Origin of the sequence: Solidesulfovibrio sp. DCME (assembly GCF_049995385.1) — a bacterium.
Classification (GTDB): Bacteria; Desulfobacterota; Desulfovibrionia; order Desulfovibrionales; family Desulfovibrionaceae; genus Solidesulfovibrio.
Genome location: NZ_CP188261.1, coordinates 4,397,849 through 4,421,368 on the forward strand (window position 1 = coordinate 4,397,849; position 23,520 = coordinate 4,421,368).

General features: G+C 69.5%; 18 protein-coding genes. 8 read left to right on the forward strand and 10 right to left on the reverse strand.

Going from position 1 to position 23,520, the window contains the following annotated elements; translation table 11 throughout:
• Positions 1-363: 363 nt before the first annotated feature.
• The 4 genes from ACP59X_RS19460 to ACP59X_RS19475 all read left to right on the forward strand — a co-directional run bounded on the left by ACP59X_RS19460 (position 364) and on the right by ACP59X_RS19475 (position 3,965).
• Positions 364-537 carry a Flp family type IVb pilin gene (locus ACP59X_RS19460; RefSeq protein WP_428561676.1) on the forward strand — a complete coding sequence of 58 codons (174 nt, stop codon included), beginning with the start codon at positions 364-366 and terminating at the stop codon, positions 535-537.
• Positions 538-948: 411 nt separating this feature from the next.
• Entirely contained in the window at positions 949-1,122 is a 174-nt protein-coding gene (locus ACP59X_RS19465) for a Flp family type IVb pilin (RefSeq protein WP_428561679.1), read from the forward strand.
• Positions 1,123-1,316: 194 nt separating this feature from the next.
• Positions 1,317-1,706: a PaaI family thioesterase gene (locus ACP59X_RS19470; RefSeq protein ID WP_428561682.1), complete on the forward strand. Its 390-nt coding sequence runs from the start codon at positions 1,317-1,319 to the stop codon at positions 1,704-1,706.
• Positions 1,707-1,964: 258 nt separating this feature from the next.
• A complete protein-coding gene (locus ACP59X_RS19475; protein ID WP_428561685.1) occupies positions 1,965-3,965 on the forward strand; it encodes a glycosyltransferase family 39 protein in 2,001 nt (666 codons plus the stop codon).
• A gap of 84 nt (positions 3,966-4,049) precedes the next feature.
• Here ACP59X_RS19475 and ACP59X_RS19480 read toward each other — a convergent pair whose 3' ends face one another.
• Positions 4,050-6,293, reverse strand: a complete 2,244-nt coding sequence (locus ACP59X_RS19480; protein ID WP_428561688.1) for a diguanylate cyclase domain-containing protein — start codon at positions 6,291-6,293, stop codon at positions 4,050-4,052.
• A gap of 325 nt (positions 6,294-6,618) precedes the next feature.
• Here ACP59X_RS19480 and purT point away from each other — a divergent pair, with 325 nt between their 5' ends.
• Positions 6,619-7,800 carry a formate-dependent phosphoribosylglycinamide formyltransferase gene (gene purT / locus ACP59X_RS19485; protein ID WP_428561691.1) on the forward strand — a complete coding sequence of 394 codons (1,182 nt, stop codon included), beginning with the start codon at positions 6,619-6,621 and terminating at the stop codon, positions 7,798-7,800.
• Here the strand turns inward: purT and ACP59X_RS19490 are convergent.
• The 6 genes from ACP59X_RS19490 to ACP59X_RS19515 all read right to left on the reverse strand — a co-directional run bounded on the left by ACP59X_RS19490 (position 7,790) and on the right by ACP59X_RS19515 (position 14,240).
• The gene (locus tag ACP59X_RS19490; RefSeq protein WP_428561693.1) at positions 7,790-8,608 is read right to left on the reverse strand and encodes an acyl-CoA dehydratase activase; all 819 of its coding nucleotides are present in this window, start codon (positions 8,606-8,608) and stop codon (positions 7,790-7,792) included. The two genes, purT and ACP59X_RS19490, sit on opposite strands and share 11 nt — an antisense overlap.
• A 206-nt stretch (positions 8,609-8,814) precedes the next feature.
• The gene (locus ACP59X_RS19495; RefSeq protein WP_428561695.1) at positions 8,815-9,231 is read right to left on the reverse strand and encodes a hypothetical protein; all 417 of its coding nucleotides are present in this window, start codon (positions 9,229-9,231) and stop codon (positions 8,815-8,817) included.
• On the reverse strand, positions 9,228-10,073 hold the full coding sequence (locus tag ACP59X_RS19500; RefSeq protein WP_428561697.1) for a cytochrome b/b6 domain-containing protein: 846 nt from the start codon (positions 10,071-10,073) through the stop codon (positions 9,228-9,230). The genes ACP59X_RS19495 and ACP59X_RS19500 overlap by 4 nt, the downstream gene beginning before the upstream one ends.
• Complete coding sequence (locus ACP59X_RS19505) at positions 10,070-11,071, reverse strand: FAD binding domain-containing protein (protein ID WP_428561699.1); 1,002 nt, start codon at positions 11,069-11,071, stop codon at positions 10,070-10,072. Before ACP59X_RS19505 ends, ACP59X_RS19500 begins: the two co-directional genes overlap by 4 nt.
• 45 nt (positions 11,072-11,116) lie before the next feature.
• A complete protein-coding gene (locus ACP59X_RS19510; protein WP_428561701.1) occupies positions 11,117-13,609 on the reverse strand; it encodes a xanthine dehydrogenase family protein molybdopterin-binding subunit in 2,493 nt (830 codons plus the stop codon).
• Between the two features lie 4 nt (positions 13,610-13,613).
• Positions 13,614-14,240, reverse strand: coding sequence for a (2Fe-2S)-binding protein (locus tag ACP59X_RS19515; protein ID WP_428561703.1), 627 nt, complete (start codon positions 14,238-14,240; stop codon positions 13,614-13,616).
• Positions 14,241-14,585: 345 nt separating this feature from the next.
• Between ACP59X_RS19515 and ACP59X_RS19520 the strand changes: the two genes are divergently transcribed.
• Positions 14,586-15,512, forward strand: coding sequence for an AraC family transcriptional regulator (locus ACP59X_RS19520; RefSeq protein WP_428561705.1), 927 nt, complete (start codon positions 14,586-14,588; stop codon positions 15,510-15,512).
• A 163-nt stretch (positions 15,513-15,675) separates the two neighbouring features.
• Here ACP59X_RS19520 and ACP59X_RS19525 read toward each other — a convergent pair whose 3' ends face one another.
• The 3 genes from ACP59X_RS19525 to ACP59X_RS19535 form a co-directional block, all read right to left on the reverse strand.
• Positions 15,676-17,355, reverse strand: a complete 1,680-nt coding sequence (locus ACP59X_RS19525) for a sulfatase family protein (protein WP_428561707.1) — start codon at positions 17,353-17,355, stop codon at positions 15,676-15,678.
• Positions 17,356-17,375: 20 nt separating this feature from the next.
• Positions 17,376-18,698 (reverse strand): anaerobic sulfatase maturase, encoded by a 1,323-nt coding sequence (locus ACP59X_RS19530; RefSeq protein WP_428561709.1) that lies wholly within the window; start codon positions 18,696-18,698, stop codon positions 17,376-17,378.
• Positions 18,699-19,203: 505 nt separating this feature from the next.
• Positions 19,204-21,003 carry a hypothetical protein gene (locus ACP59X_RS19535; protein ID WP_428561711.1) on the reverse strand — a complete coding sequence of 600 codons (1,800 nt, stop codon included), beginning with the start codon at positions 21,001-21,003 and terminating at the stop codon, positions 19,204-19,206.
• 549 nt (positions 21,004-21,552) lie between these two features.
• Here ACP59X_RS19535 and ACP59X_RS19540 point away from each other — a divergent pair.
• Both ACP59X_RS19540 and ACP59X_RS19545 read left to right on the forward strand, forming a co-directional pair.
• Entirely contained in the window at positions 21,553-22,320 is a 768-nt protein-coding gene (locus tag ACP59X_RS19540; protein WP_428561713.1) for an IclR family transcriptional regulator, read from the forward strand.
• Between the two features lie 52 nt (positions 22,321-22,372).
• On the forward strand, positions 22,373-23,506 hold the full coding sequence (locus tag ACP59X_RS19545; RefSeq protein ID WP_428561715.1) for an ABC transporter substrate-binding protein: 1,134 nt from the start codon (positions 22,373-22,375) through the stop codon (positions 23,504-23,506).
• The last annotated feature ends 14 nt before the right edge of the window (positions 23,507-23,520 follow it).

A 23,520-nucleotide genomic window follows, 5' to 3' on the forward strand; every position in this document is an offset into this window, starting at 1 on the left:
CCTGGGCCGTCTCCGGAAACGGGGGCGGCTCTCGCTTTTGGCCGTTGCCCGAAGCGTCACGGCGCAGCCTGCCGCCCGAAGCGTCACGGCAGCGGCTGGCCTCGCAAGCGCGCCTTGCCCTGGGATTCGTGGGCCTCTGCGACCGGCTCGCCCGGCTGCCCGGACGCAGGGTTCCATAAAACCAGGAACGCCGCCCCCCTGTTCCACGATTTGGCGAACGCTTCGTTCTTCTCCGGATATATATCTTTTTATTTCAGCGTGTTAATCTGAACACATGCCTTGGCACGCCACCTGCTATCTCCCAGGTCAGGAACGGACAACGGACGTAACGACCATCCACATATTTCCAAGGGGAGAAAGACCATGCTGCGCACCATCACCAATTTCGTTCGTGACGAGGAAGGGGCCACCGCGGTGGAATACGGGCTCATGGCCGCGCTCATCGCCGCCGTCATCATCGGCGCCGTCACCACCCTGGGTTCGAACCTGAGCACTCTTTTCACGAACCTCGCCGGCCAGATCGGCACCGGCAGCTAAGGCCGCCGCGATCCCGCGAATTTCGCGCACCATGCCTGGGCCGCCTCCGGAAACGGGGGCGGCCCTCGCTTCTGGCCGTTGCTCCGGGCGGCCACGGCGTCGCATTGCCCGGCACGGCCGCCGGCCAGGCTGCCATGGCGTCGCATTGCCCGGTGCGGCCGCCGGCTCCACCGCCACGGCGTCGTATTGACCGGCGCAGCCCCTGGCCGGCGGCACGGGTTCCATGAATACGGGAACACCGCGCCCCGATTCCACGATTCGTCGAGCGCCCCGCGACAAAAGGAACATACATCAATTTATTTCAAGATATTACACTGCCAGCACGACATGGCACGCCCCCTGCTATCTCTCTGGTCAGGAACGGACAACGGGCGTAACGACCATCCACATATTTCCAAGGGGAGAAAGACCATGCTGCGCACCATCACCAACTTCATTCGGGACGAGGAAGGGGCCACCGCGGTGGAATACGGGCTCATGGCCGCACTGATCGCCGCCGTCATCATCGGCGCCGTCACCACCCTGGGCTCGAACCTGAGCACTCTTTTCACGAACCTCGCCGGCCAGATCGGCACCGGCAGCTAAGGCCGCCGCGATCCCGCGAATTTCGCGCACCATGCCTGGGCCGCCTCCGGAAACGGGGGCGTCCCTCGCCTTTGGCCGCCTCGCCAGTGGCCGCCTCGCCAGTGGCCGCCTCGCCGTTGGTTGCCTCGCCGCTCCCGGCCGCCGCCTTGCCCCGGTAAACGCCTTTTGGCATGCTCGGCCAAAGGAGTCCGCCCATGCAGGAGCCCAACACCCACCCCCGCATCGCCCCGTCCCTGTGCGGCACCCCCGTTGCCCTCGCCCCGGGGCGCGCCGTGGTGCGCCTGACCCTCGGCCCGGCCATGGCCGTAGACGACCGTGGCCTCGTCCACGGCGGATTCGTCTTCGGCCTGGCCGACTATGCCGCCATGCTGGCCGTCAACGACCCACTGGTGGTCCTCGGCGCGGCCGAAGTCCGCTTCACCGCGCCCACGGCCGTGGGCGAAACCCTGGAAGCCGAAGCGGTCCAGGACGAAGACGCCGGCAAGAAACGCCGCGTGTCCGTCACGGTGCGCCGGGGCGATAAGGCCGTCTTCACCGGCTCCTTCACCTGCTTCGTGCTGCAACAGCACGTGCTCGACCTGTAGCCGGCCGGGGGCGAGGGGGCTATGACACCGTAGCGTCATGGCCCAGGCGACGGAGTTCCGTGGACTTTTCGACTGAAAAGTCGCATCGTGGCGGCTGTTGCCGGCCTGGGCACCGCCGGGCGACGGCGACAGGGCGGCCGGTGGCCGTCATGGCCCAACAGCGCCGCCAGGAAAACCAACCATGATCATGATGCGCGGGAGCCGCGCGTACGGCGACCCGCTCCCGCGCCGACCGCTAGCCGCGCCTAAGCGCCAGCCATGAACGTTTTTCGCCGCGACCCTCCCGCGCCCCCCCCGCCTTGCGGCGATGACGCCCGGCCCGCTGCCGCCGCCCCATCCGCCTGGGGTCCCCCATGCGGGCGCAACATCCGCCCCGGCGACCTGCTGGCCCTGTGTTGCATCACGGCCATTGCCGCCTGGCTGCGGCTGACCGATCTGGGCCTGCCCTCCATGTGGTGGGACGAGGTGCTCGTACCCATGACCGCCCGGCTGCCCCTGGCCACCATCGTGGAACGGGCGCTTGGCCAGGACATCCATCCGCCGCTTTTCTATTTCCTTATCAAGGCCGTCATGGCCGCAAGCCAGGCCGACTGGGCCTTGCGCCTGCCGGCCGCCCTGGCCGGCATCGCCGCCATTCCCTTGCTCTACCTGGCCGGCACCGCGATCCTGTCCCGGGAAGCCGGCCTGTTCGCGGCCGTGCTCGCCGCGGTCAACCCGCTGCTGTTGCTGCTCTCCCGCCAGGTGCGGCCCTATACACTGGTCTTCGACCTGTCGCTCGTCTCCCTGTGGGCCTTCGCCAGCCTGCTGCGGGGCGGCACCTGGCGGGCCATGGCCTGCCTGTGGGCGGCCAACCTGGCCCTGGCCCTGCTCCATTTCACGGCCCTGCTGGTCATCGGCGCCGAGGGGGCCATGCTGCTGTGCCTGGCGGCGACGACGCGCAGCCGGGCCAACCTGTGGCGGCTGGTTCTCTTTTCCCTGGGCGCCGCCCTGGCCGCCGGGGCCAGCCTGCCATTTCTTTTCGGCGCGCTCGGGGCCAATGTGGACGCCTCCGGCGCCCGCAAGACCCTGGCCGCCATGGCGGCCATGACCTCGACGCGCCTGGGCGAAACGTTCTGGTACCTGCCCAACCTCGTGGCCCGGCTGACCGTCACGGCCCTGACCGTCGTCGGCGCGGTCCGGCTGTGGCGGCAAAGCAAGGAAACCAGCCTGCTGCTGGCCGGCTTCGCCCTGCTGCCCATGGCCGCGTTGCTGGCCGCGCGCTTCACCACCTATTTCAATCCCTGGCATCTGACGGTGCTGCTGCCGGCCGCGCTGATCCTGGCCGGCAACGGCCTGCCCGTGCTCCTTTCGGCCGGCTGCCCCCGGCCCCTGGTGGCGGGCCTGCTGTGCCTGGCCCTGGCCGCGCCCTATCCGCTGTTCCTCCACGAACGCTTCTATGCCGTGGGCAGCCACACCGGGCCGTACAAATCCCTGGCCCAACTGCTCACCCGGACCATGGATCCCCATGACTGCGTGGTGTTTTCGGACCAGGGCCTGGCCAACGCCGTCAACTGGTACGCCGCCCAAACCGACCCGGACGGCGGGCGCCTGGCCCGGCCGCGCCTCGAGGCCGGGGACGCCAAGGTCGGGCTTTTTTTCGTCGCCGCCGGGGGCTACGGCCATCTCGCCACCGACGAGGCCACGTTTTTGGCCCACATGGGCGAAGCCTCGGCCGTGGCCGAGGTGCTCGGCACCCGGGTCTATTACTTCGATTTGCCCCGCCGGCCGGTGCTGCCCCTGGGGCCGCTGCCGGCCAAGCGGCTGGTGCGCTTCTATCCGCCCGAGCCCTACGTCGCGGCCCAGTCCCTGGAAAACGTCGCCAGCCTGCCGCTCTGGGGTGGGGGGCTCATCGCCACCCAAAACGACACCCCCGGCCAGGCGACCTTCGCCTTTGCCAACACCGCGCCCGTGCCCCAGCGCCTGACCGTGTACCTGGGATTTTCCGTCACCGCCCCGGGCAACCGCCTGTCCGTGGACTACGCCTTCGACGACGAGCCCTGGCGTGAGGGTTTCGGGCTCGACAAACCGCTCGGCGAAGGCGATGCCAGCTTCGCGGTGGAGCGCCAAACGCCCTACCGGCTTTTTCGCCTGCGCTTCGTCCTTGTGTGCGCCTCGCGCCGGCCCATGTACCCGGGCGGCAACCTGGAGAGCCTGCGCCTCAAGGACTTCCAGGTCCACGCCGAGGCCCAGGCCCTGGACACGGCCCCGGCCGCGCCCTGACGCCGCCCCGGCCAGTCCCGGCGGCCGGCCGCCCCGTCCCCGACGCGGCGGCGCCACAGTGTTTGCTTCGCCGGCCGGCCCACCTCAGTCGCAACCGCCCCGCACGTCCTCCCGCCAGCCGTCGCTGACCACCCAACGCCCGCCGCCGGCCATCTTGGCCCGGTACATGGCCATGTCGGCGCTGCGGATGAGGCCCTCGGGCGTGCCGCCATGGGCCGGGGCGATGGCGATGCCGACACTGGCCCCGATGGAGGCTTCGCCATCGTCCCAGACGAATGCCTCGCGCAGGGCCCGGATGACCCGGGAAGCCGCTTCCATGGCCTGGTTGCGCTCCTGCAACGCGACAAGCAACACCACGAACTCGTCCCCGCCCCACCGGGCCACCACGTCGCTGACCCGCAGGCAGGCACGCAGCCGCCGGGCGCATTCCCGCAGCACGGCGTCACCGGCCTCGTGGCCCTTGCGGTCGTTGACGGCCTTGAACCGGTCCAGGTCGATGAAAAGCAGCCCGACCAGGGATTGATTCCGGGCCGCACTGGCCAAGGCCTGGGCCAGGTGATCTTCCAGGAGCAGCCGGTTGGGCAGGCCGGTCAGGGCATCGTGGGTGGCCTTGTGAAAGCTCTCCTCCTCCTTGGCCAGGCGGTCGGAGATGTCCTCGCACAAAAGGACGTAGCCCAGCCCAGGGCGGTGCCGGTCCACATGGGCCGTGGAGACGAGCCCCCAAAACGTCGAACCGTCGGCCCGGCGCATGGGTGTCTCCAGGCGGCGCACGCCGTCGAGGCGCAGCGTTTCGAGCAGGGCCGCATCGGGCTGCCCGGTGCCGGGTGCCCGCGGCAGCAGGTCGGCCAGGGACAGGGAGGTCAACTCGCCCAGGCCGTGGCCAAACATCTGTTCGCTGGCCTTGTTGGCGTCCGCGATGCGCTCGCCCAGGATGCGCAGCATGGGCACCGGGCCGGAATCGAAAACCGCCCGCAATTCGGCGGTGCGTTCCTCCACCAGGGCTTCCTGCTCGCTGGCATGGTTGCGGATGATGCCGTCGCGCAGGGAAAGCGCCTCGGCCATGGCGTTGAAGGCCTGGGCAACCTTGTCCAGTTCCAGGCTGCGTTGTGGGGGCAGGCGCGCGCTCCAGTCGCCGCCGGCCAGCCGGCCGCTGGCCGCAACCAGCGTGCCCAGGGGCTTTTCCACCTGCCGGCGCAACACCATCCGAAACAGCGCCAACTCCAGCCCAAGCGAGCAGCCGCCCAAGGCCAGCAGCACCTGGGCTACCTGCCAGGCCACGCCGGTGACGGCCTTTTCGGGCAGCACCGTGACGAAATACCAGCCCGTATGCGGCAAAAAGCCGTAGCCCAGGTATTGGCCGCCGGCCTGGTCGTAAATCACGGCCGAGCCGGCCGGCAACCCGCCGACCAGCCGCCAGATCCGCCGCAGGGTGTCGTCGCCGTCCCGCAGCAATTGAAAATCCCCGTCGTGGGCCAGGATGGCCTCGGTGAGGCCGGGGTGGGCGATAAGCTGCCCCTTGCTGGTAAAAATCAGGTTCCAGGCCCCCGGGACGACGGCGTCCTCGTTGTGGGCGATGATGTCGTGCAGGCTGAGGTCCAGGCCGGCGTAGTGGGCGAAACGGCCCCCCTCGTCGATGGGGACGGTGCAGGTGATGTAATAGTATTCGGCGGCCCCGGCCTTTTTGGCCACTTCGTCCAGGTAGACCGCCGTCCAGGCGGGCCGGCGCTTCGGGTCGGCCTCGGGCGTGGCCACGCGAACCCAGGGGTAGTCGCGAATCACCTTTTCGATTTCCGGCGGCGCGACCGCAGCCCAGTCGGTATCGGGCAAAAACGTGGCGAACACGCCGTCGAGGGAGGCAATGTACGTGTTGACGAAGCGCGGCTCCCAGGCCAGGCCATACTGCGTGGCCATGTCCTGTTGTACCAGGAGCCTGTGCTTGACCGCCGCAGTGACGGGCACGTTGCGCGACACATAGCCGCCGGCCAGCAGGTGCGTGTCGTGCCCGGGGAGGAGGTGGCGGATGGTGCCGTCGGGCTTGCGCTCGAAGCGCGCGGCGAACCGTGCGTCCAGGTCACTCGGCGGGGGGGCGGCCAGGGCCTTGACGTAGCGGTCGCGCAACAGCAGCAGGTTGTCCTCGGCCAGGCGGAACAGCTGGTTTTCCCGTTCCAGGCGCAGGCTGATGTTGCGCTCCATATTTGCAAGCGAGGCATCCCGATAGGCCGCGTAGGCGTACCAGAAGCCGATGCCGGTGACGAGAAAGGCCACGATGCACAATCGCAAGGCAATGCGCGCAAGGGCGATTCTGGCCAACGGAGGCGGGGTAGGCATACGACTTTCCCATGCAGGAAACACGGTTGCACAACGAAGCCGCCAGGCGGGTTTTCTGGTCGGCAAGACAGGTAATTTGCGTCTGTTTGACGCGGGAATACCCTCTATCTGCCCATATCGAGTGTTAACCACATGTCGTGCTTTTGGCAAATACCGCGCGATGCACGGCCAGCCCACGGCGCCACAAGGCCTTCACGCCCGAATCGCCCCGAAGCCACGGCCCTCGCCGACCGCGGCGCGGCCCCGTGGCCCGGCGCCAAAAGGCTTGTCCTTGGGGCCGTGTCCTTGTAGGTTTCCTTCCCTCACCCGCACCCAGGAGGCTTCCATGACCACCATCGGCACGCCGCTGACCGTTTCCGCGACCAAACTGCTGCTGCTGGGCTGCGGCGAACTCGGCAAGGAAGTGGCCATCGAGGCCCAGCGCCTGGGCGTCGAGGTCGTGGCCGTGGACCGTTACCCCAACGCGCCGGCCATGCAGGTCGCCCACCGCTCCCACGTGGTCAGCATGCTCGACGCCGCCGCCCTTCGCCGCATCATCGAAGCCGAAAAGCCGGATTACATCGTGCCGGAGATCGAGGCCATCGCCACCGAGGAACTGCTGGCCCTGGAAAAGGAAGGCTACACCGTGGTGCCCACGGCCCGGGCCGCCAGGCTCACCATGGACCGCGAGGGCATCCGCCGCCTGGCCGCCGAGGAACTGGGCCTGGCCACCTCGCCCTACCGCTTCGCCGACACCAAAGAGGAATTCCTGGCCGCCTGCGACGCCGCGGGCTTTCCCTGCGTGGTCAAGCCGGTCATGTCCTCGTCGGGCAAGGGGCAAAGCCTGGCCCGCGACGCGGCCGAGGCCGAGGCGGCCTGGGACTACGCCCAGACGGCCGGACGGGCCGGAGCCGGGCGGGTCATCGTGGAAGGATTTGTGGATTTCGACTACGAGATCACGCTGTTAACCGTACGCCACGCCGGCGGCACGACCTTCTGCGCCCCCATCGGCCACCGCCAGGAAAAGGGCGACTACCGCGAGTCCTGGCAGCCCCATCCCATGAGCGAAGCCGCCCTGGCCGAGGCCAGGCGCATGGCCGAAGCCGTCACCGGCGCCCTGGGCGGGCGCGGTATTTTCGGGGTGGAACTGTTCATCAAGGGCGACCGGGTGCTTTTTTCCGAGGTCTCGCCGCGTCCCCACGACACGGGCATGGTGACGCTTCTTTCCCAGGACCTGTCGGAATTCGCCCTGCACGTCCGCGCCATCCTCGGCCTGCCCATCCCGGCCATACGCCTGTACGGGCCGGCCGCCTCCCGGGTCATCCTGGCCGCGGGCGACTCCACGGCCCCGCGCTACGCCATCGCCCCCCAGGCCCTGGCCGAGCCGGACACGGCCATCAAGCTCTTCGGCAAGCCCGAGGTCCACGGCCTGCGCCGCATGGGCGTGGCCCTGGCCCTGGGCGACGACGTGGAGCAGGCCAAGGCCAAGGCCATCCGGGCCGCCTCCCACGTCACCGTCAGCCTGTAGGCCCGGCCGCCCGGCACCGCGCCAGGCCGGCCAACGCCGCCCCCAGCGCCCCCACGAGCTCCGGCTCGTCCGGGATCAGCGGCGCCTCGCCCAAAGATTCGGCCAATAGCCGCACCACGCAGGCGTTTCGGGCCACGCCGCCGGAGAAAACCAGGGGGCCGGGGCCGCCGACCCGGCCGGCCATGGCCGACACCCGGCCGGCAATGGCCAGATGCAGTCCCATGGCGATGTTTTCCGGCCGCTCGCCCATGGCCATGAGCGTGGTGGCCTCGGTTTCGGCGAAAACCGTGCACATGGAGCCGATGCGCAGGCGCTTGTCGGCCCCCAGGGCAAAGGCGCCGAACTCCTCCAAGGGCACCTGCAAGGCCACGGCCATGAATTCCAGGAATTTGCCCGTGCCGGCGGCGCAACGGTCGTTCATCTCGAACTTGACCACCTTGCCGGCCTCGGACAGGGAGATGACCTTGGTATCCTGGCCGCCGATGTCCAGGACCGTGCGGGCTTGCGGGAAAAGCGCCCTGGCGCCCAGGGCGTGGGCCTGGATCTCGGTGATGTCCGACACATGCCCGAGGGTGGGCGCCCCGGCGAATTCCTGGGTGAAGAGCTTGCGGCCATAGCCCGTGGCCACGACGCGCGCCGCCTGCTCGCCCTCAAGGACCCGGCGGCACTGGCGCAGCAGGTCGTAGGTCGTGGGCACGGTCAGGGCCCGGGCGGTGCGGCCGTCCTCGAGGGCGACCAGCCCGATGCTGCGCGAGCCGATATCGACGCCCATGACGCGCCCGGGAAATGTCCGCTTGGTCTCGTCCATGGCAAGCCTGTCCGCCAGCGGCAGGCGCCGGCGCCGTGGGGGAATGCCCTTTTCCTTACGCGCACGGGAGGTTGCCGTACAATCGATAATGCCGATGGGTTCTGGCGGGACGCATCGAACCCAGGCCAGCCGGCGGACTGGACCCTGCCCCGGCCGCCGCAGTGCGCTTGCCTGGCCGCGCCGGGCCGCCAGGCCTGACCGGGCTTCTACCCCGCCTCGGGCGGCAGATGGCCGGCCAGCACCTCGTCGAGCAGGAAGATGTCGGTGAGCAGCGTACGCAGGTGCAGCGAGGCGTTGCAGTTGTCGATGAGCTGGGAGCCGATGCGCGGCTGGGCCAGCACCAGTTCCAGGACGGCCAGGGCCTTCGCCGCGTCCTGGCGCAGCAGGTCGCAAAAGGCCAGGGAGCGCCGGTCGGCATCCAGGCCCAGGGCGGCAAAGGCGGCCTGGCAGGCCTCGGCCAGGCCGGCGGCGGCCGCAACGGCCGCGCCCAGCAGCTCGCGCAACTGGCCGCCGTTGCGGCTTTGCCGGTCGTCGTCCACGCCCTGGGCGGCGTAGGCCAGCAGGAACTCGTAGCAGGCCTCCACGGCCTCGCAGCGCCGTTTGATGTCCGTCAGTGCCGTCATGCGCTGCCCGCCTCCTTGGCGGGCTCTTTCGGGGCCGGGCCCTCGCCGCCCCAGCGGGCGGGATCGTGGTGGCCGAGGTAGAAATCCCGGTCCATGGTCCCAACGAGCATGGACCGGGTGATGGGCCGTTTTTCCGGGCGGATGGCGAAGTAGACGTGGATGACGACCAGGCCGGCCAGGGCCATGGCCGCCAGGCCGTGCAGGGCATAGACCACACCCCAGCCGCCGTCACCGAAGACGCGATACGGATCGCGCGTGACAAAGGGCGTGCGCACCCGCCAGAGCATGGCCGTGCCGGTCGCGGCGAGTGTCAGGCCCACGACCACGGCGCCCAGGTGAAAGAGCTTGTTGCCCAGGGGGTATTTCCCGGCCCTGGGCATTGCGGCGCCGTCTCGCGGCGGGAAAAGGACGGCGCGCAGCTGCGGCCAGTCGGCCGGCACCGGCCAGATGGCCCCCACGTCCTGGCAGGTTATGGCATGGGCGATGTGAAAGGCGATGGCCGCCACCAGCACCGCCCCGGCCAGGACATGGGGGCCGACCCAGTCGAAGGCCAGGCCGAACCTGGGCGAAAAGGCCGTGGCCAGAAGCGTCAGCACGCAGGCGGCCATGAGCCAGTGGAAAACCCGGGCCACGAAGGAGTGGCGCGCCACGGCCCCGGGAAAGGCCCCCGCCAGTTCGGGCGGGACCGGGCCGGCGGGCGCGCCGGCCCGCCGGCCCGCCCACAGGGCATGGACGACGACGAAAGCCGCCGCGCCGGCCAGACACAGCCACAACAGGGACCAGGCGGCGTGGAGGATGATGGGCTGCCCCCAGGGGGAAGCGCCCCGAACGACCAGGTTCATGCGGCCTCCTTGCCGGCGATGGCGCGGAACACGAGGTTTTGGGCCAGGGTGACCTTGTAGCCGTTGTGGCTAAGCGGCCGCGCCTCGGCCACGGCCAGGCGCCCGGCCAGGGCGGCGGCCTCGGCCCTGGGCCGGCCGGCCACGGCGGCCTCGATGGCGGCCAGCCGCCAGGGCCGGGCGGCCACGGCCCCGAGCACCACCCGGGCCTTATCCAGGCGGTCGCCGGTGGTGCGCAGGACGGCGGCGCAGTTGACCAGGGCGAAATCCCAGACCGGCCGGTCGCGGACCTTCTCGAAAGCCCACGGCGCCCCGGCCCAGGCCGGGGGCAGGCGGATTTCGCCGAGCACCTCGCCGGGCTTGAGAATGGTCAGGCGCGTGATGTCGCGGTCCGGCCCGACGAAGAAGTCCTCGGCCGCCACCTCGCGGCGGCCGGCGGCGTTGCGGATGACCAGCCGGGCCTCCAGGGCGACCAGGGCCGGGGCCGTGTCCGAGGGCGAGACGGCCACGCAGCGGCTGGCGCCGAGGATGGCGTGCTCGCGGTTGCGGCCCTGCGGCGTGTCGGCGTAGCAGAGGTTGCCGCCGGCCCGGTAGCAGGTCCAGCCGGCCCGGTAATACCAGCAGCGGGTGTCCTGGGCGATGTTGCCGCCAAGGGTCCCCTGGTTGCGGATCTGGGGCGAGGCCACCTCCCCGGCCGCCCGGGCGAGCAGCCCGAAGCGCTCCCGCACCAGGGGATGGCGGGCGACGTCGGTCAGGGTGGTCATGGGGCCGAGGACCAGATCGTCGCCGTCGGCACGGATGCCGGCCAGTTCGGCCACCCCGCCGAGGTCGATCACGGCCTTGGGGGTCTTGTGGCGGTCCTTGAAGCGTTCCAGGCTGTCGAGCCCGCCGGCCAAAAGCCAGCCGTCCGGCCCCAGGCGCCCGGCCAGGGCCAGGGCCGCGTCCAGGTCCGCCGGCTGGTAGAGGTCGAAGGAAGGCATGCTGTCGCGTACCGTGGCCATATTCCACTCCCGCCGCCGGTCGTCGCCGGCGGCTTGCCTTGCGGTTCAGACGTTGGCCGAAAGCCCGTCTTGCGAAACCGGCGTTTGCGGGTACAGGGCGGCCAGGACCGTGTCGGCCATGACCGGCGCCCGCCGAAACGATGCGCCGCCCAGGGCGTCGGCCAGGGCGTTGAGCACGGCGGCGCAGGCCGCGCCCGTGGGCGGCTCGCCGATCCCCCGGGCGCCGATGGGCGTTTCCGGGTCCGGGATGCCCACCGACGACCAGCCGAACCTGGCCGGCAGGTCGAGGATGGTGGGCGGCTTGGTCTGGTGGAAACGGGTGGCCAGGGGCAGGCCGTAGTGCTTGTCGTAGACCCAGCGCTGGCCCAGGGCGTGGCCGAAGCCGAGCATGGAGCGCCCCACGAGCTGGCCGCCGAAGGCCCTGGGATGGACCACGAACCCGGCATCGGCCGCGGCGTGGAAATCCACGATGCGGTAGGCGCCCGTGGCCGTGTCCACCTCCACCTCGGCAAAGCTGGCCACGTAGGAAAAGCTCTGGCCGTCGCGGGGGAAGGTGTCCTTGGCCACGGCCACAAGCCCCTGCCCGGCCAGGGCGGCCACCGAGGCCTTGGTCAGGGGGTGGACCTCGGCCGGGCATTCGTGGCCGTCGTAGGCGCCGCCAAGCGCCACGGCCCGCCTGGCCGCCTGGCCGAAATCCAGGCCCTGGCCGGTGTCCGGGCGAAACACCCGGCCCTTGGCCACCACGTAGTCCCCGGGTGCGCCGCCAAGGTCGCGGGCCGCGATTGCCGCGAGTTTGCGTTTGGCGTCCAGGCTCGCGGCCAGGGCGGCCCGGGACATGGCGTGGATGGTCTGGCTGCCGCCGGAGATGCAGCTCCAGGGCAGGTGCTTGCCGGTATTGCCCCAAATGATCTCGCAGGCTTCCCAGGGCACGTCCAGGGCGTCGGCCAGCACGCGCTGCACGTCGCTAAACGATTCCGTGCCCAGGTTGCCGATGCCGCAGTGGATGCGGATGCGGCCCTCGGGGGTGATGACGCAAAGGCCGTCGAAGCCGATGGTGCCGGCCACGAAACAGCCCAGCCCCACGCCGAGGCCCCGGCGCTTGCCGGGCGCCGGGCTGGCCGGGCCGGCCTTGCGCCCTTCCCAGTCGAAGGCCCTGGCGCCCAGGTCCAGGGCCTCGCGCACGAAGGCGCTGGTGGCGTGAGGCCGCTTGCCGTCCGGGCCGGGGGCGCCCAGGAGGGCCTTGCCGGCCGGGGCGTTGACCCGGCGGATGGCCACCTGGTCGAGCTGCAAGGCCCGAGCCGCCTTGGCCAGGACCGGGTCCATGAGCATGACCCCCTGCACCCCGCCCGGGCCGGTCTGGTACATGCGCGTGGGGGTGTTGGTCAAAACCGACAGCCCCCGCCAGCGCATGGCCTCGGGCTGGTAGAGCAGCGACACGATGCGCCCGGCCAGGACGGCGTCGTGGTTTTCCTCGTAGGGGCCGTTGTCCTGCAGGGCGTACATGTCCAGGGCCAGCAGGCGGCCGTCGGCGGCAAACCCGGCCCGCAGCCGGCCGATCAGGCTCGGCCGGGCCCGGCCGATGGACTGCTCGAGCTCGCGCGACACGGGCAGCATGACCGGGGCATTGGCTTTTTTGGCCAACAGCGCCGGGATAATCAGTGAAATGCCGGCCGTGCCCTTGCTGCCGAAACCGCCGCCCGTGTATTCGCTAATAAAGACGATCTTGTCCGTGCCGATGCCCAGCCAGCGGGCGATGGCCGGCACGGTCTGCATGGTGCTTTGCGTGCCGGTGTGGATGAACACCTTGCCGTTTTGCCAATAGGCCAGGGTGGAGCGCGTCTCCAGGGTCTGGTGGCTGACGTTGGGGGTGACGCAGGTCTCGTCCAGAATCAGGGCGGCCTTGGCGAAACCGGCCTCCAGGTCGCCGTAGGCCCACTGCCGCGAGGGCTGGCCCAGGGGCAGCCGCGACGGCCCGGCGGCGGCGAAATCGGCCTCGGACCAGGCCAGCCGCCCCACCGCGGCGCCACCGGGCGCCTGGTTCGGCTCGAGCCAGACGTTGCCGTCGGCCCGGGCCACGGGGCCGCCGGGGCGCAGGCTGTCCAGGGGATCGATGACGAAGGGCAGGGGCGTCAAGGCGATGTCGATTGCGGCGATGGCCGCGGCGGCGGCTTCCTCGGTTTCGGCGGCCACGGCCAGGATGGGCTCGCCCATGTAGAGGGGTTCCATGGTCAGGGCCGGCTCGGCCCATTTGTTGGCCCGGATCACGGCGCCGGTGTCGGTGACGGTGTCGGCCGGGGCGGGCAGTTCGTCGGCGGTGAGGATGGCCCGCACGCCGGGGCTGGCCAGGGCGGCCCGGGTATCCAGGCGCGTCACCTTGGCGTGGGGCATGGGGCTGGTCAGCAGCTTGCACACCAGCATGCCCTCGGCCCGGAAGTCCTCGGCGAAGCGGGCGGCGCCGGTGAGCTTGGCCCGCAAGTCCGGCGTGGTGTAGTCGTGGCCGGTCAGTTTCGGGGTGAAAGGCGCGTTGTTGTCCGCCATGATTTCAGCCCTGCCTCATGTTGGCCGCGCCGCGCAGCAGCGCGGTGAGGATTTTGTCGTAGTCCTGGCAGCGGCACAGGTTGCCCGAGATGCCGCGGGCCAGTTCCTCCCGGGTGGGGTCCGGGTTTTCCTTAAGAAAGCCCAGGGCGGCCATGAGAAAGCCCGGCGCGCAGTAGCCGCACTGGAAGCCCTGCGCGTCGAGCACGCCCTGTTGCAGGGGATGCAGCCGGCCGTCGGGCCGGGCCAGGCCTTCCACGGTCAGGATGTCCCGGCCCCGGACGCCGTGGGTGAGGATGGAGCAGGAATAGCGCGGCACGCCGTCCACGAGCACGGTGCAGCCGCCGCACTCGGCCCGGTCGCAGCCGATCTTGAGGCCCGTGAGCCCAAGCTTGTCGCGCAGGGTCCGGGCCAGGGTTTCCCGGGGCAGCACGTCCACCCGGCGCTTCTGGCCGTTGACGGACAGGGTGATCAGGCGCTCCACCGCGCCGACCGGGGGCTTGGGGCCGGCTCCGGCCGGAACCGGAAACAAGACCCCGGCGCAGGAGACGACACCGGCGGCGATCACGCTTTTGAGGAACTGCCGCCGGTTCATGCCGCCGGGTCGCAGGGCCTCGACATCGATTGGGCGCATCGCGTTCCACCTTGCGGGCCTGGACGGGCCAGGCGTTACGGGTTTTCGCTTCGCGGCCGGACAGGTCCGGTCACGCCAATCCCCGTTTACGCGATTTCATCCGCCCCGGGGACGCCCGATCCTCCGCGAGGTGTGCCTGATCCTCCAATATCGTGAAAGGCGTGGAAAACGAATCTCCCCTCCTTGCCCGCGCCGGTCGGGACGGGATGCCAACGCCCGCAAGCGCCAGGCCGCCCCACGCCCGGCCGGGCCGCGGGACGCTTGCCTCTTTCTCCGAAATCATGCAGGCAAGGCACAGCGGCGCCCCGGCCGGCCCATGCCTGCCCTGGCGCCCGAGGGGGGCTTATGACATCGGATGCCGGACTCGGTGCCTTGCCGCACCTGCCCGTGGACAGGCGGATGGCGGATTTGATCGCCGCCCTTGCCCCAAACGAGGGCATCGTGGCCACGGACATCCCGGGCGTGTCGGTCATGCGCAGCAACCGGGCCCAGCCCCGCCGGCCCGTGGTCTACACCCCGAGCGTGGTCATCGTGGCCCAGGGCCGCAAGGTCGGCTACGTGGGCGAGACGGTCCACGTCTACGACCGCGACCACTACCTGGTGCTGTCGGTGCTCATGCCCTTCGAGTGCGAGATCGCCCTGGCCACGCCCCAGGAACCGTTCCTCGGCCTCAAGGTGGCCGTGGACACGGTGGTGCTGGGCGAGCTCATGATGGCGCTCGAGGCGGAGGGGCCGGGCGTGTCGCCCGTACCGGCCGTGTGTTCCAGCCGGCTGCCGCCGCAGCTGCGCGACGCCGCCCTGCGGCTGCTGTCCTGCCTGTCCTCGCGCCAGGACAGCCGCGTGCTCGGCCCCCAGCTCGTGCGCGAGATCCTCTACCGCGTGCTGCAAAGCGACCAGGGCCTGGCCCTGCGGGCCTTAAGCGGCGTGGGCGGCAATTTCGGCCAGATCGCCCGGGCCCTGCAACGCATCCACGTCGAATATGCCTCGGCCCTGGACGTGGAGAGCCTGGCCGACACGGCCGGCATGAGCGTCTCGGCCTTTCACCAGCACTTCAAGACGGTCACGGCCAATTCGCCCATCCAGTACATCAAGAGCATCCGGCTGCACAAAGCCCGGCTGCTCATGGCCAAGGCCGGCCATTCGGCCAAGTCGGCCTCGGTGGCCGTGGGCTATGCCAGCACGTCCCAGTTCAGCCGGGAATTCAAGCGCTTTTTCGGGGCCAGCCCCGGCGAGGAAACGGCCCGGGTGCGCCACCTGCAACTGGAGGCCTAGGCCTTCCCGGGCCGGCCGGCGGCCTGGCGCGAGGCTTCGGACGGAAACGCTCCGACGGCCGCCCGCACCACTTGCCCCCCTCGCCGCTTGCTCCCGGCCGCCCCCCCCACCCGGAAGGCAACCAAACCGGCCCGTCGCGGGGCAGGACCGGCCCGGCCGGCGCTTACCCGCCCAGCAGCAGCAGGTCGCGCGCGGGCAGGGGCGGCCCGGGCGGCGTGACCGGCGCCAGGCGCTGCGCCTCCACCGTGGCCAGCAGCGCGGCCAGTTCGGCCCGCTTGGCCGCGTAGGCGGCGTAGTTGGGGCTGCCGGGGTTGGCCACGTTGTCGAGCTCCTCGGGGTCCACGGCCGCCCCCGTGCCGTCCTTGAGGCAGTACATTTCGTAGACCTCGGTCGCTTCCCCTGCCGGATCGAAGTACCGGGCGTATTTCCATTCGCCGTCGGCGTCCTGGTGGACGATGCAGCGGATGTGGCAGGGCTCGGTGATGTAGGGCGGCACCGAACTCTGGCCGGCGTACTGGTCGTCGAAGGTGAAAAGCACGGTGTCCTGGACCGCGGCCGTGGTGCCGGCAAGCACCGGCGACAGGTCCTTGCCCGGCAGGTACGACCATTTCCATTTGGGGATGCCGCACAGGCTGGCCAGGGTGGGCACCACGTCCACCAGGGTGGCGTAGGCCGCGCACTCCCGGGCCTGGGGGAACAGCAGCGGATTGGAGAAGATCAGGGGAATGTTGATGCATTCCTCGTAGACGTTGAACATCTTCTGGCGCATTCCGCCATGGGCCAGGCCCACTTCCCCGTGGTCGGCGGTGCGCACCACCAGCGTGGAGTCCGTGAGGCCCTGATCGGCCAGGGTTTGCAGCACGGCATCGAACTGGGCGTCGATGATCGTTTGCAGGTAGCCGTAAAAGTTGACGTAATCGAGCTGTTTTTCCTCCTTGGCCAGTGTGCCGAGGCCCAGGGCGTACAGGTCAAGGGCCTGTTTCTGGACTTCGGGCTTGAGCGACAGGTCGTCGGTATTGCGCGAGTCGGGCACGGGCAAGCCCATGCGGAGGCTGGCCGTGTTCTTGTAGCTGGCCGGGCAGGACTCGTCGTCCCAAAGGCCCGGATAGGCCAGGATATCGTGGGGGTTGGCCAGGGAAACCACCAGGCAGAACGGTTTGGCCCGGGTCGCTTCCGGGGTGAGCGTCTGGAGGTAGGCCACGGCCTGGTCCACGGTGGGCTGGTCCATGTCGGCGCAGCCGCCGCCCAGGGTGTCGACGTCCAGGGCCTCGCCGACATTGGTGGGCACCCAGCCGGCAAAGCCGAATTGGGCCAGGTCCTCGGATGTGGGCGTGCCGCCCTCGGCGCTCTTGGACAGGTGCCACTTGCCCCGCAGTTGCACGTCGTAGCCGGCCTCGACCAGCAGGTGGGCCAGGTTGCGCAGGTCCGGGGAGAGGGTGGCTTCGGACGGCGAAAGCGGGCCGCCTTCGGTGAGGGTGAGCGTGACGCCGTGCTGGGCCGGGTAGAGCCCGGTGAAAAGGCTGCCCCGGCTCGGCGAACACATGGAGGCGCTGCAAAAGGCCCGGGAAAAATCCAGGCCGTTTGTCAAAAGGCGCTTGCGGGCCTTGTCGAGGTTGGCCTCGGCCCAGCCGGCCGGCCAGTTGCGGGGGTAGCGCTCCTGGTCGCTTACGAGGATGAGCAGGTTGGGCCGGTCCGGCAGGCTGGCGGCCTTGGCCGGGGCCGGGCCGCCGGCCAGGGACGGCAGCCCGGGCAGGGCCGAGGCCACCATGCCCACGGTCAGGGCCTGGGCCGTGTTTTTCAAAAACTCGCGGCGGGAAACGGTGGTTTTGTCCTTGTCGGGCATGGTCGCTTCTCCTTTGAGGGTCAGGCCGTCACGAGCCGAAAGGCGGGCTGTTGCCGGATAACCGCCGCCATGGCGGCCAGTTCCGGTGCGGCATGGGTCAGGAACGCCCGCAGCCCCGGGCACAGGTACTGGCCGGCCGGCCGGCCCGGGCCGGCCGCGAAACGGTCCTTGGGGCAGCCGCCGCCGCAGGCGACAACCATGTCGCAGGCCCGGCAGGGCTCGGGCAGCCCACCGGCCTTGGCCCGGCCGAAAGCGGCCAGGGCCGGGCTGGCCAAAAGCGTGGCCAGGGGGGTGCGGGCAAGGCTGCCGGCGCAGTGGTCGGCGTCCACGAAATGGTCGCAGGCATACAGGCTGCCGTCGTGCTCGAGCACCAGCGCCCGGCCGCAGTCCCGGGCCATGGCGCAAAGCCCCCCGGGCTGGCCCAGGTGGGCGGCCAGGGCGGCGTCGAAATGGCCGACGAAAACCCGGCCCACGTCCTCGCGGCGCCAGAGGTCCCAGACCGTGGCCAGAAAGGCGCCGAAGGCGGCCGCATCGACGCTGGCTGGGCCGAGCCCGCCCGCGCCATCCGGGTTGGAACCACCCGCGCCATCCGGGCTGAGCCCGCCTGCGCTGCCCGGGCCGACCCAGCCCGCGCCATCCGGGTTGACCCCGCCCGCGCCGTCCGGGTTGGGACCACCCGCGCCATCCGGGCCGACCCTGCCCGCACCGCCCGGGCCGGCTCCAGCCGCCTCGCCGCAGCCGACGATGGGGATGAACTGGATGTGGGTCGCCCCGGCCGTATCGCGCAGGAAACGGTAGACCTCCTCGGGCCTGTCCTGGTTGGCGGCGTGGACGGCGCACAGGATGTTAAAGGCCAGGCCGTGGCTTCGGGCCAGCTCCAGGCCGGCCATGACCGCGCCATGGGTCGGGCCTCCGTCGCGGCGGCGGCGGTAGGCGTCGTGACAGGCGGCCGGGCCGTCCAGGCTGATGCCGAGCAGGAAGCCGCTTTGGGCGAAAAACCGGGCGAAGTCCCGATCGAGCAGGGTGGCGTTGGTCTGAAGGGCGTTATGGGCTGTCTTGCCCGGCGGCGCATGGCGGCGCTGGAGGCGCACGGCCGCCTCGAAAAAATCCAGCCCGGCCAGGAGCGGCTCGCCGCCCTGCCAGGCAAACGGCACCCGGGGGCCGGGATGGAGCTTCATGTAACTTTTAACGAAGCGCTCCAGCACCGGTCGGCGCATGCGCGGATGGGGCTGGCGAAACAGCCGTTTCTTGGGCCGGTAGAAACAGTAGGCGCAGGACAGGTTGCAGTCCGGCCCGGCCGGCTTGGCCATGATGGAGAATCCGTCCCGAACCAGGTCGTTCACAGTTGCTCCGAACCGGACGTCATTGCCCTCGATACGGGAGAGCGGCCTGTGTCAAAGCCAGCGATGCCTCGCCGTAACAAACATCGGCCTATTGTACCAAGCAAGCGGCGGCGCTGTCAATGCAGTGCGACGAGAGCCGGCCTGCTGGCCTCGTTATGGGAAAGAAGTCCAATGCCATAGCGACACGACAACGCCGTTACCAGCCGCCGTTGGCCGCGATGGTTCCCCCACTTGCGATTGTTACCAGTATTACGGAGAAGGGCTCGACAATGCACAACGCCCGCCCGGTTTCCCGGGCGGGCGGCCCAGCGATGGTCGCAAGAAAGGACGCCTCGGAAAAATCCTGCCTGCAAGGCCTGCTGGCCGTGGCCGCCAACAGCAGCGAAGCGGCCCGCCTGTCCGGCCTCTCCCGGGGCCAGCCCCGCCAGCGGCTCAATAAACACGGCCTCGAGGTCTTCGGTCGGAATTCCCTCCCGGCGCCGCCAGAGGCCGCCTACCCGCGGGATCAGCGGATGTTGCGGGAGAAGACCGGATGGAGCTTCAATGTCGGGTCGGCTGCCGCCAGGGGGAAGAGCTGGCCCAGGTTGCCGGCCTCGCCAGGCGGCGCGGACGTGATGCCCAGACGCAACCCGGCCGCGCCGCCAGGGGCTTCGCCGGCGGCGATGCTGTCCACGTAGCCGTTGCGGGCCAGTTGCGACACCGGTGACGGCCCCGCCTCGGGCGCCCCCGGGGCGGCCGTCACGGCCACATGGATCGCATTGGGCACATGAAACACCTTTTTGAGGTAGACCGCCGGGCTGACCACGAGTTCGTCGTTTTCCCCCGCCCCGGCCACGAGCAGCAGCGGCCGGCCGGGTTCGGCCGCAAGGCGCGCGGCGATTCCGGCCAGCCGCCCCTGGTAGCCCCGGTTGGTGTCCACGAGGATGCGCACCAGATCCCTGGAAAACGACGGCGTGACCACGAAGCAATAGGCGCAGGCGAGGGCCACGGCCAGCCGCGCCGCACGCGCCGGGCCCAGCCAGGGCAGACGCGCCGCCGTGGCCAGGGCGAACCAGCCCAGGACAAGCCACAGCATGGCCGGGATCATGGAAAAGGGAACGGCGTAATGCTGGTTGCCGACCTGGCCGTCGTAAAAGACGAACTGGGACAGGCCAAACAGGAAAACAAAGGCCGCCATGGCGCAAAAACCCAGGGATTTGTTTCCAGCCGGCCGGCCCAGGCCCCCTGCCGCGCCGATCCAGGCATTGAGGCCCAAAAGCCCGGCCGCGGCCGCGACATACCATTGGAGGCCGGCCAGCGCGGCAAAGGTCCGCACGTCCAGATGGATGTCGTCGAAAAACGCCCGCCAGTCCATGGCCCGGCCGTGGACATCCGCCCCCTTGGCCGCCAGGGTGGCCCCGATGCCCCACAGGACGTAGAGGTCCGAGACAAGGACCACGGCCAGGAAAACCAGCATCCTGCCCCGTTGCCCCGCCCCCCCGCGCCGGATCCGGCAGGCGGCGAAGGCAAGCGGCAACAGCCCGGCCAGGACGAACGTCTCCTTGGTGCCGAGCAGGCAGAGGTTGCACAGCGCAATCCCCCCCAGGGCGCCGAGGCCGACCCGCTCCCGGTTCCAGCTTCGGGCCAGGAGGTAGGCCATCAGGGTCAGCCAGAAAAGGGCGTAGACCTCCACCACCCCGGTGTCCCGGAACAGCCAATGCCATTGCAGCACGGTCAGCACGAGGCAGCCCGACAACACGGCCGTGACCCCGTCGAAAAACTGCCGCAGGCTGAGAAAGGCAAGCACCACGGCGGCCAGGAACAGCAGGCCGTACAGGACGTACCACAGCTCGATGGCATTGCCCCAAAGGAAGGCGTTGACGGCGTAGGACAGCACGAAAAACGGCTGGAACCGGCCCGAGGTGTTGCCGACCACGACACTGAGCGAATCCACCTTGCGGCAATGGGCCAGGAACTCCTGAAAGGTCATGTGGCCGGAATCGCCGAGCATCATGGGGATGATGTAGTCGTCGGCCACGGCCCAGCTCGCCCGGGTCAGAGGCAGGCAGATGACGGCCACGGCCGCCAGGGCGCCGGCCAGGCCGAGCCAGAAAAACAGCCCGTCACGGCCGCGCCGGCCAAGCGCCGCCCAGGCGCCGCCGACAAGGGCCAAGGAAAAAATCGCGGCCCATTGGCCGCTGATGGAGTAGTCCTTGTGGGATAAAAGGAGGAAAACGGCGCAACCGAAAAGGAGTGCCCCCGCAAGCCCGGCCCAGCCGCCCCAGGCCCCCGCCCCCAGCCACCAGCCGGCGTTGTTCCGCTTCAAATCGCCCATCTCCCCTCGCCCGGCGGGATCGTCCGCGACCAGGCCCGTATCGCCCGCAGGCCAGGCATCCCCCCTCACCGGGCGCAGCGTCCCGGTCCGGCCAAGCCGCGTGGCGCCCGCGACCCAAACGGTGCCGACAGGGCATCGCCACGGCCCGGCCGGCGAACCGTTCCCACCCGCATCTTCGGTTGCGTGCCGTTGTTGCAGTCCTTTGCGGCCAAGGTCAAGCCGGAACCGGGGACGCCGCATGCAAATCGAGCCTACCCGCCGCCTCGCCATTTCATATCCTGATCGCGACAATACGCAAAACACTCTTTTCCCATCGGCTTCGCGCCCCGCCCGCTACAGGCGCGCCCCCGGCCAGCAGCATCTCCGGGCGCGGCCCAAGCCTTGTGCCCGCGCCGACCTGCGTCCGGCAGGAAAGCTTCGGCCGGGGGTGAAAAAGGGCTTTGACACGGGCCGTAACCAGGGGTATCAGCGCGGGAAGCGGACCCATCGTTCCGATTTACGGAACGGCCGTTGCGAAATACCGGCGGCCAGGATGGATTAATGGACAAAAAAGGCAAAATTTCCGAATCCATGTCCAAGGGGCTGGCCATCCTGGATCTGCTCGGCGTCGAGGACTGCGGCTACACGCTGCGGGAAATCGCCGACCGGGTGGGCATCAGCAAGACCTCGGCCCACAGGTATGTCAGCATGCTGTGCGACCAGGGCTACCTGCACCGCTCCCCCCGCTCGGGGCTCTACCACCTGGGCGTGCGCAGCCTGGCCCTGTCCCAGGCCATCGTGGAGCACAGCGAACTGGTCGGCCTGGTCAAGCCGCTGGTGGACGAAGCCGCCGCCCGCCACGGCCTGCACGTGGACGTGGGCATCCTGTCCGGCGACGCCATCTATCTCATCTACCGCCACGATTCCCAGGACACCCGGGCCTTCCGGTCCTTCAGCTACGCCTCGGCCCTGCATTACCTGGCCGCCGGCAAGGCGGCCATGGCCTTCCTGGACCCGGCGGAACTGGCCGAACTGGTCGGCCGGCTGGAGCTTACGCCCAAGACCGCCCGGACCATCACCGAGCCCGAGGCGCTGCTGGCCGAACTGGCCCAGGCCCGGGAGCTGGGGTTTGCCCGCAACAACGAGGAATCGCTGCCGGGGCTCATCGCCATCGGCGCGCCGCTTTTTTCCCTGCGCACAAGCGCCGTGGTCGGGGCCGTCAGCTTCGACTCGTCCACGGCCAACTATTCCATGAAAGCCTTCGAGGACCGGTTCTCCGGCTATCTGGTGGAACTGGCCAAGAAAGTGTCGGCCGTGGTCTCGCTGTGAGCGAAAAGGCTTGGGAACCATCGGGAACCAACATCAACGTGGAGGGAGTGTCATGCGCAAATTGCTTCTGCTGAGCCTCGCCCTGGTCGTGGGCCTGGCCAACCTGGCCTTCGCCGCCGACGACACCGTCAAGATCGGCGTGTTCCTGCCGCTGACCGGCCAGAACGCCTTCGGCGGCCAGCTCGAACTCGAGGGCGTGCAGATGGCCCACAAGGAAGTGGGCACCATCCTCGGCAAGAAAGTCGAGCTGTTCGTGGTGGACAACAAATCCGACAAGGTCGAGGCGGCCAACGCCGTGCAGCGCCTGATCGAGAAGGAGAAAGTCCAGGCCATCATCGGCACCTACGGCTCGTCCCTGGCCATGGCCGGCGGCGAGGTCTCGGAAAAGGCCCACATTCCCCAGGTCGGCACCAGCTGCACCAACCCGCTGGTCACCCAGGGCAAGAAGTACATCTTCCGCGTCTGCTTCATCGACCCCTACCAGGGCGCCGGCGCCGCCACCTACGCCTACAAGACCCTGGGCCTCAAAAAGGCCGCCCTGCTCGTGGACGTGGCCAACGACTACTCCGTGGGCCTGGCCAAGTTCTTCGAGCGCTCCTTCACCAAGCTCGGCGGCCAGGTCGTCTCCACCCTCAACTATCAGTCCGGCGACCAGGACTTCACCGCCCAGCTGACCAAGATCATTTCCGAAAAGCCCGACGTCCTTTTCATCCCCTCCTACTTCGCCGAGGGCGCCATCATCATGAAGCAGGCCGCCGAACTGGGCGCCACCTTCAAGATCATGGGCGGCGACGCCATGGACAACCCCAAGATCACCGACATCGGCGGCAAGGCGGTCGAGGGATTTACCCACACCACCTTCCCCTATGACCCGTCCATGAAGAACATGAGCGCCATGGCGAAAAAGTTCACCGACGGCTGGAAGGCCCAGTACCCGGGCAAGGAGCCCAACGTGAACGCGGCGCTCGGCTACGACGCCTACATGATCATCCTCGACGCGATAAAGCGCGCCGGCAAGGCCGACCCCGAAGCCATCACCAAGGCCCTGGCCGAGACCAAGGGCTTCGAGGGCGCAACCGGCGCCACCACCATCAACGCCACCCACGACGCCGAAAAGCCCGTGGGCCTGGTCGTGATCAAGGACGGCAAGAAGATCTACGAAGGCGAGATCGTCCCCGAACTCTAGGCCGCCAGCCGTAC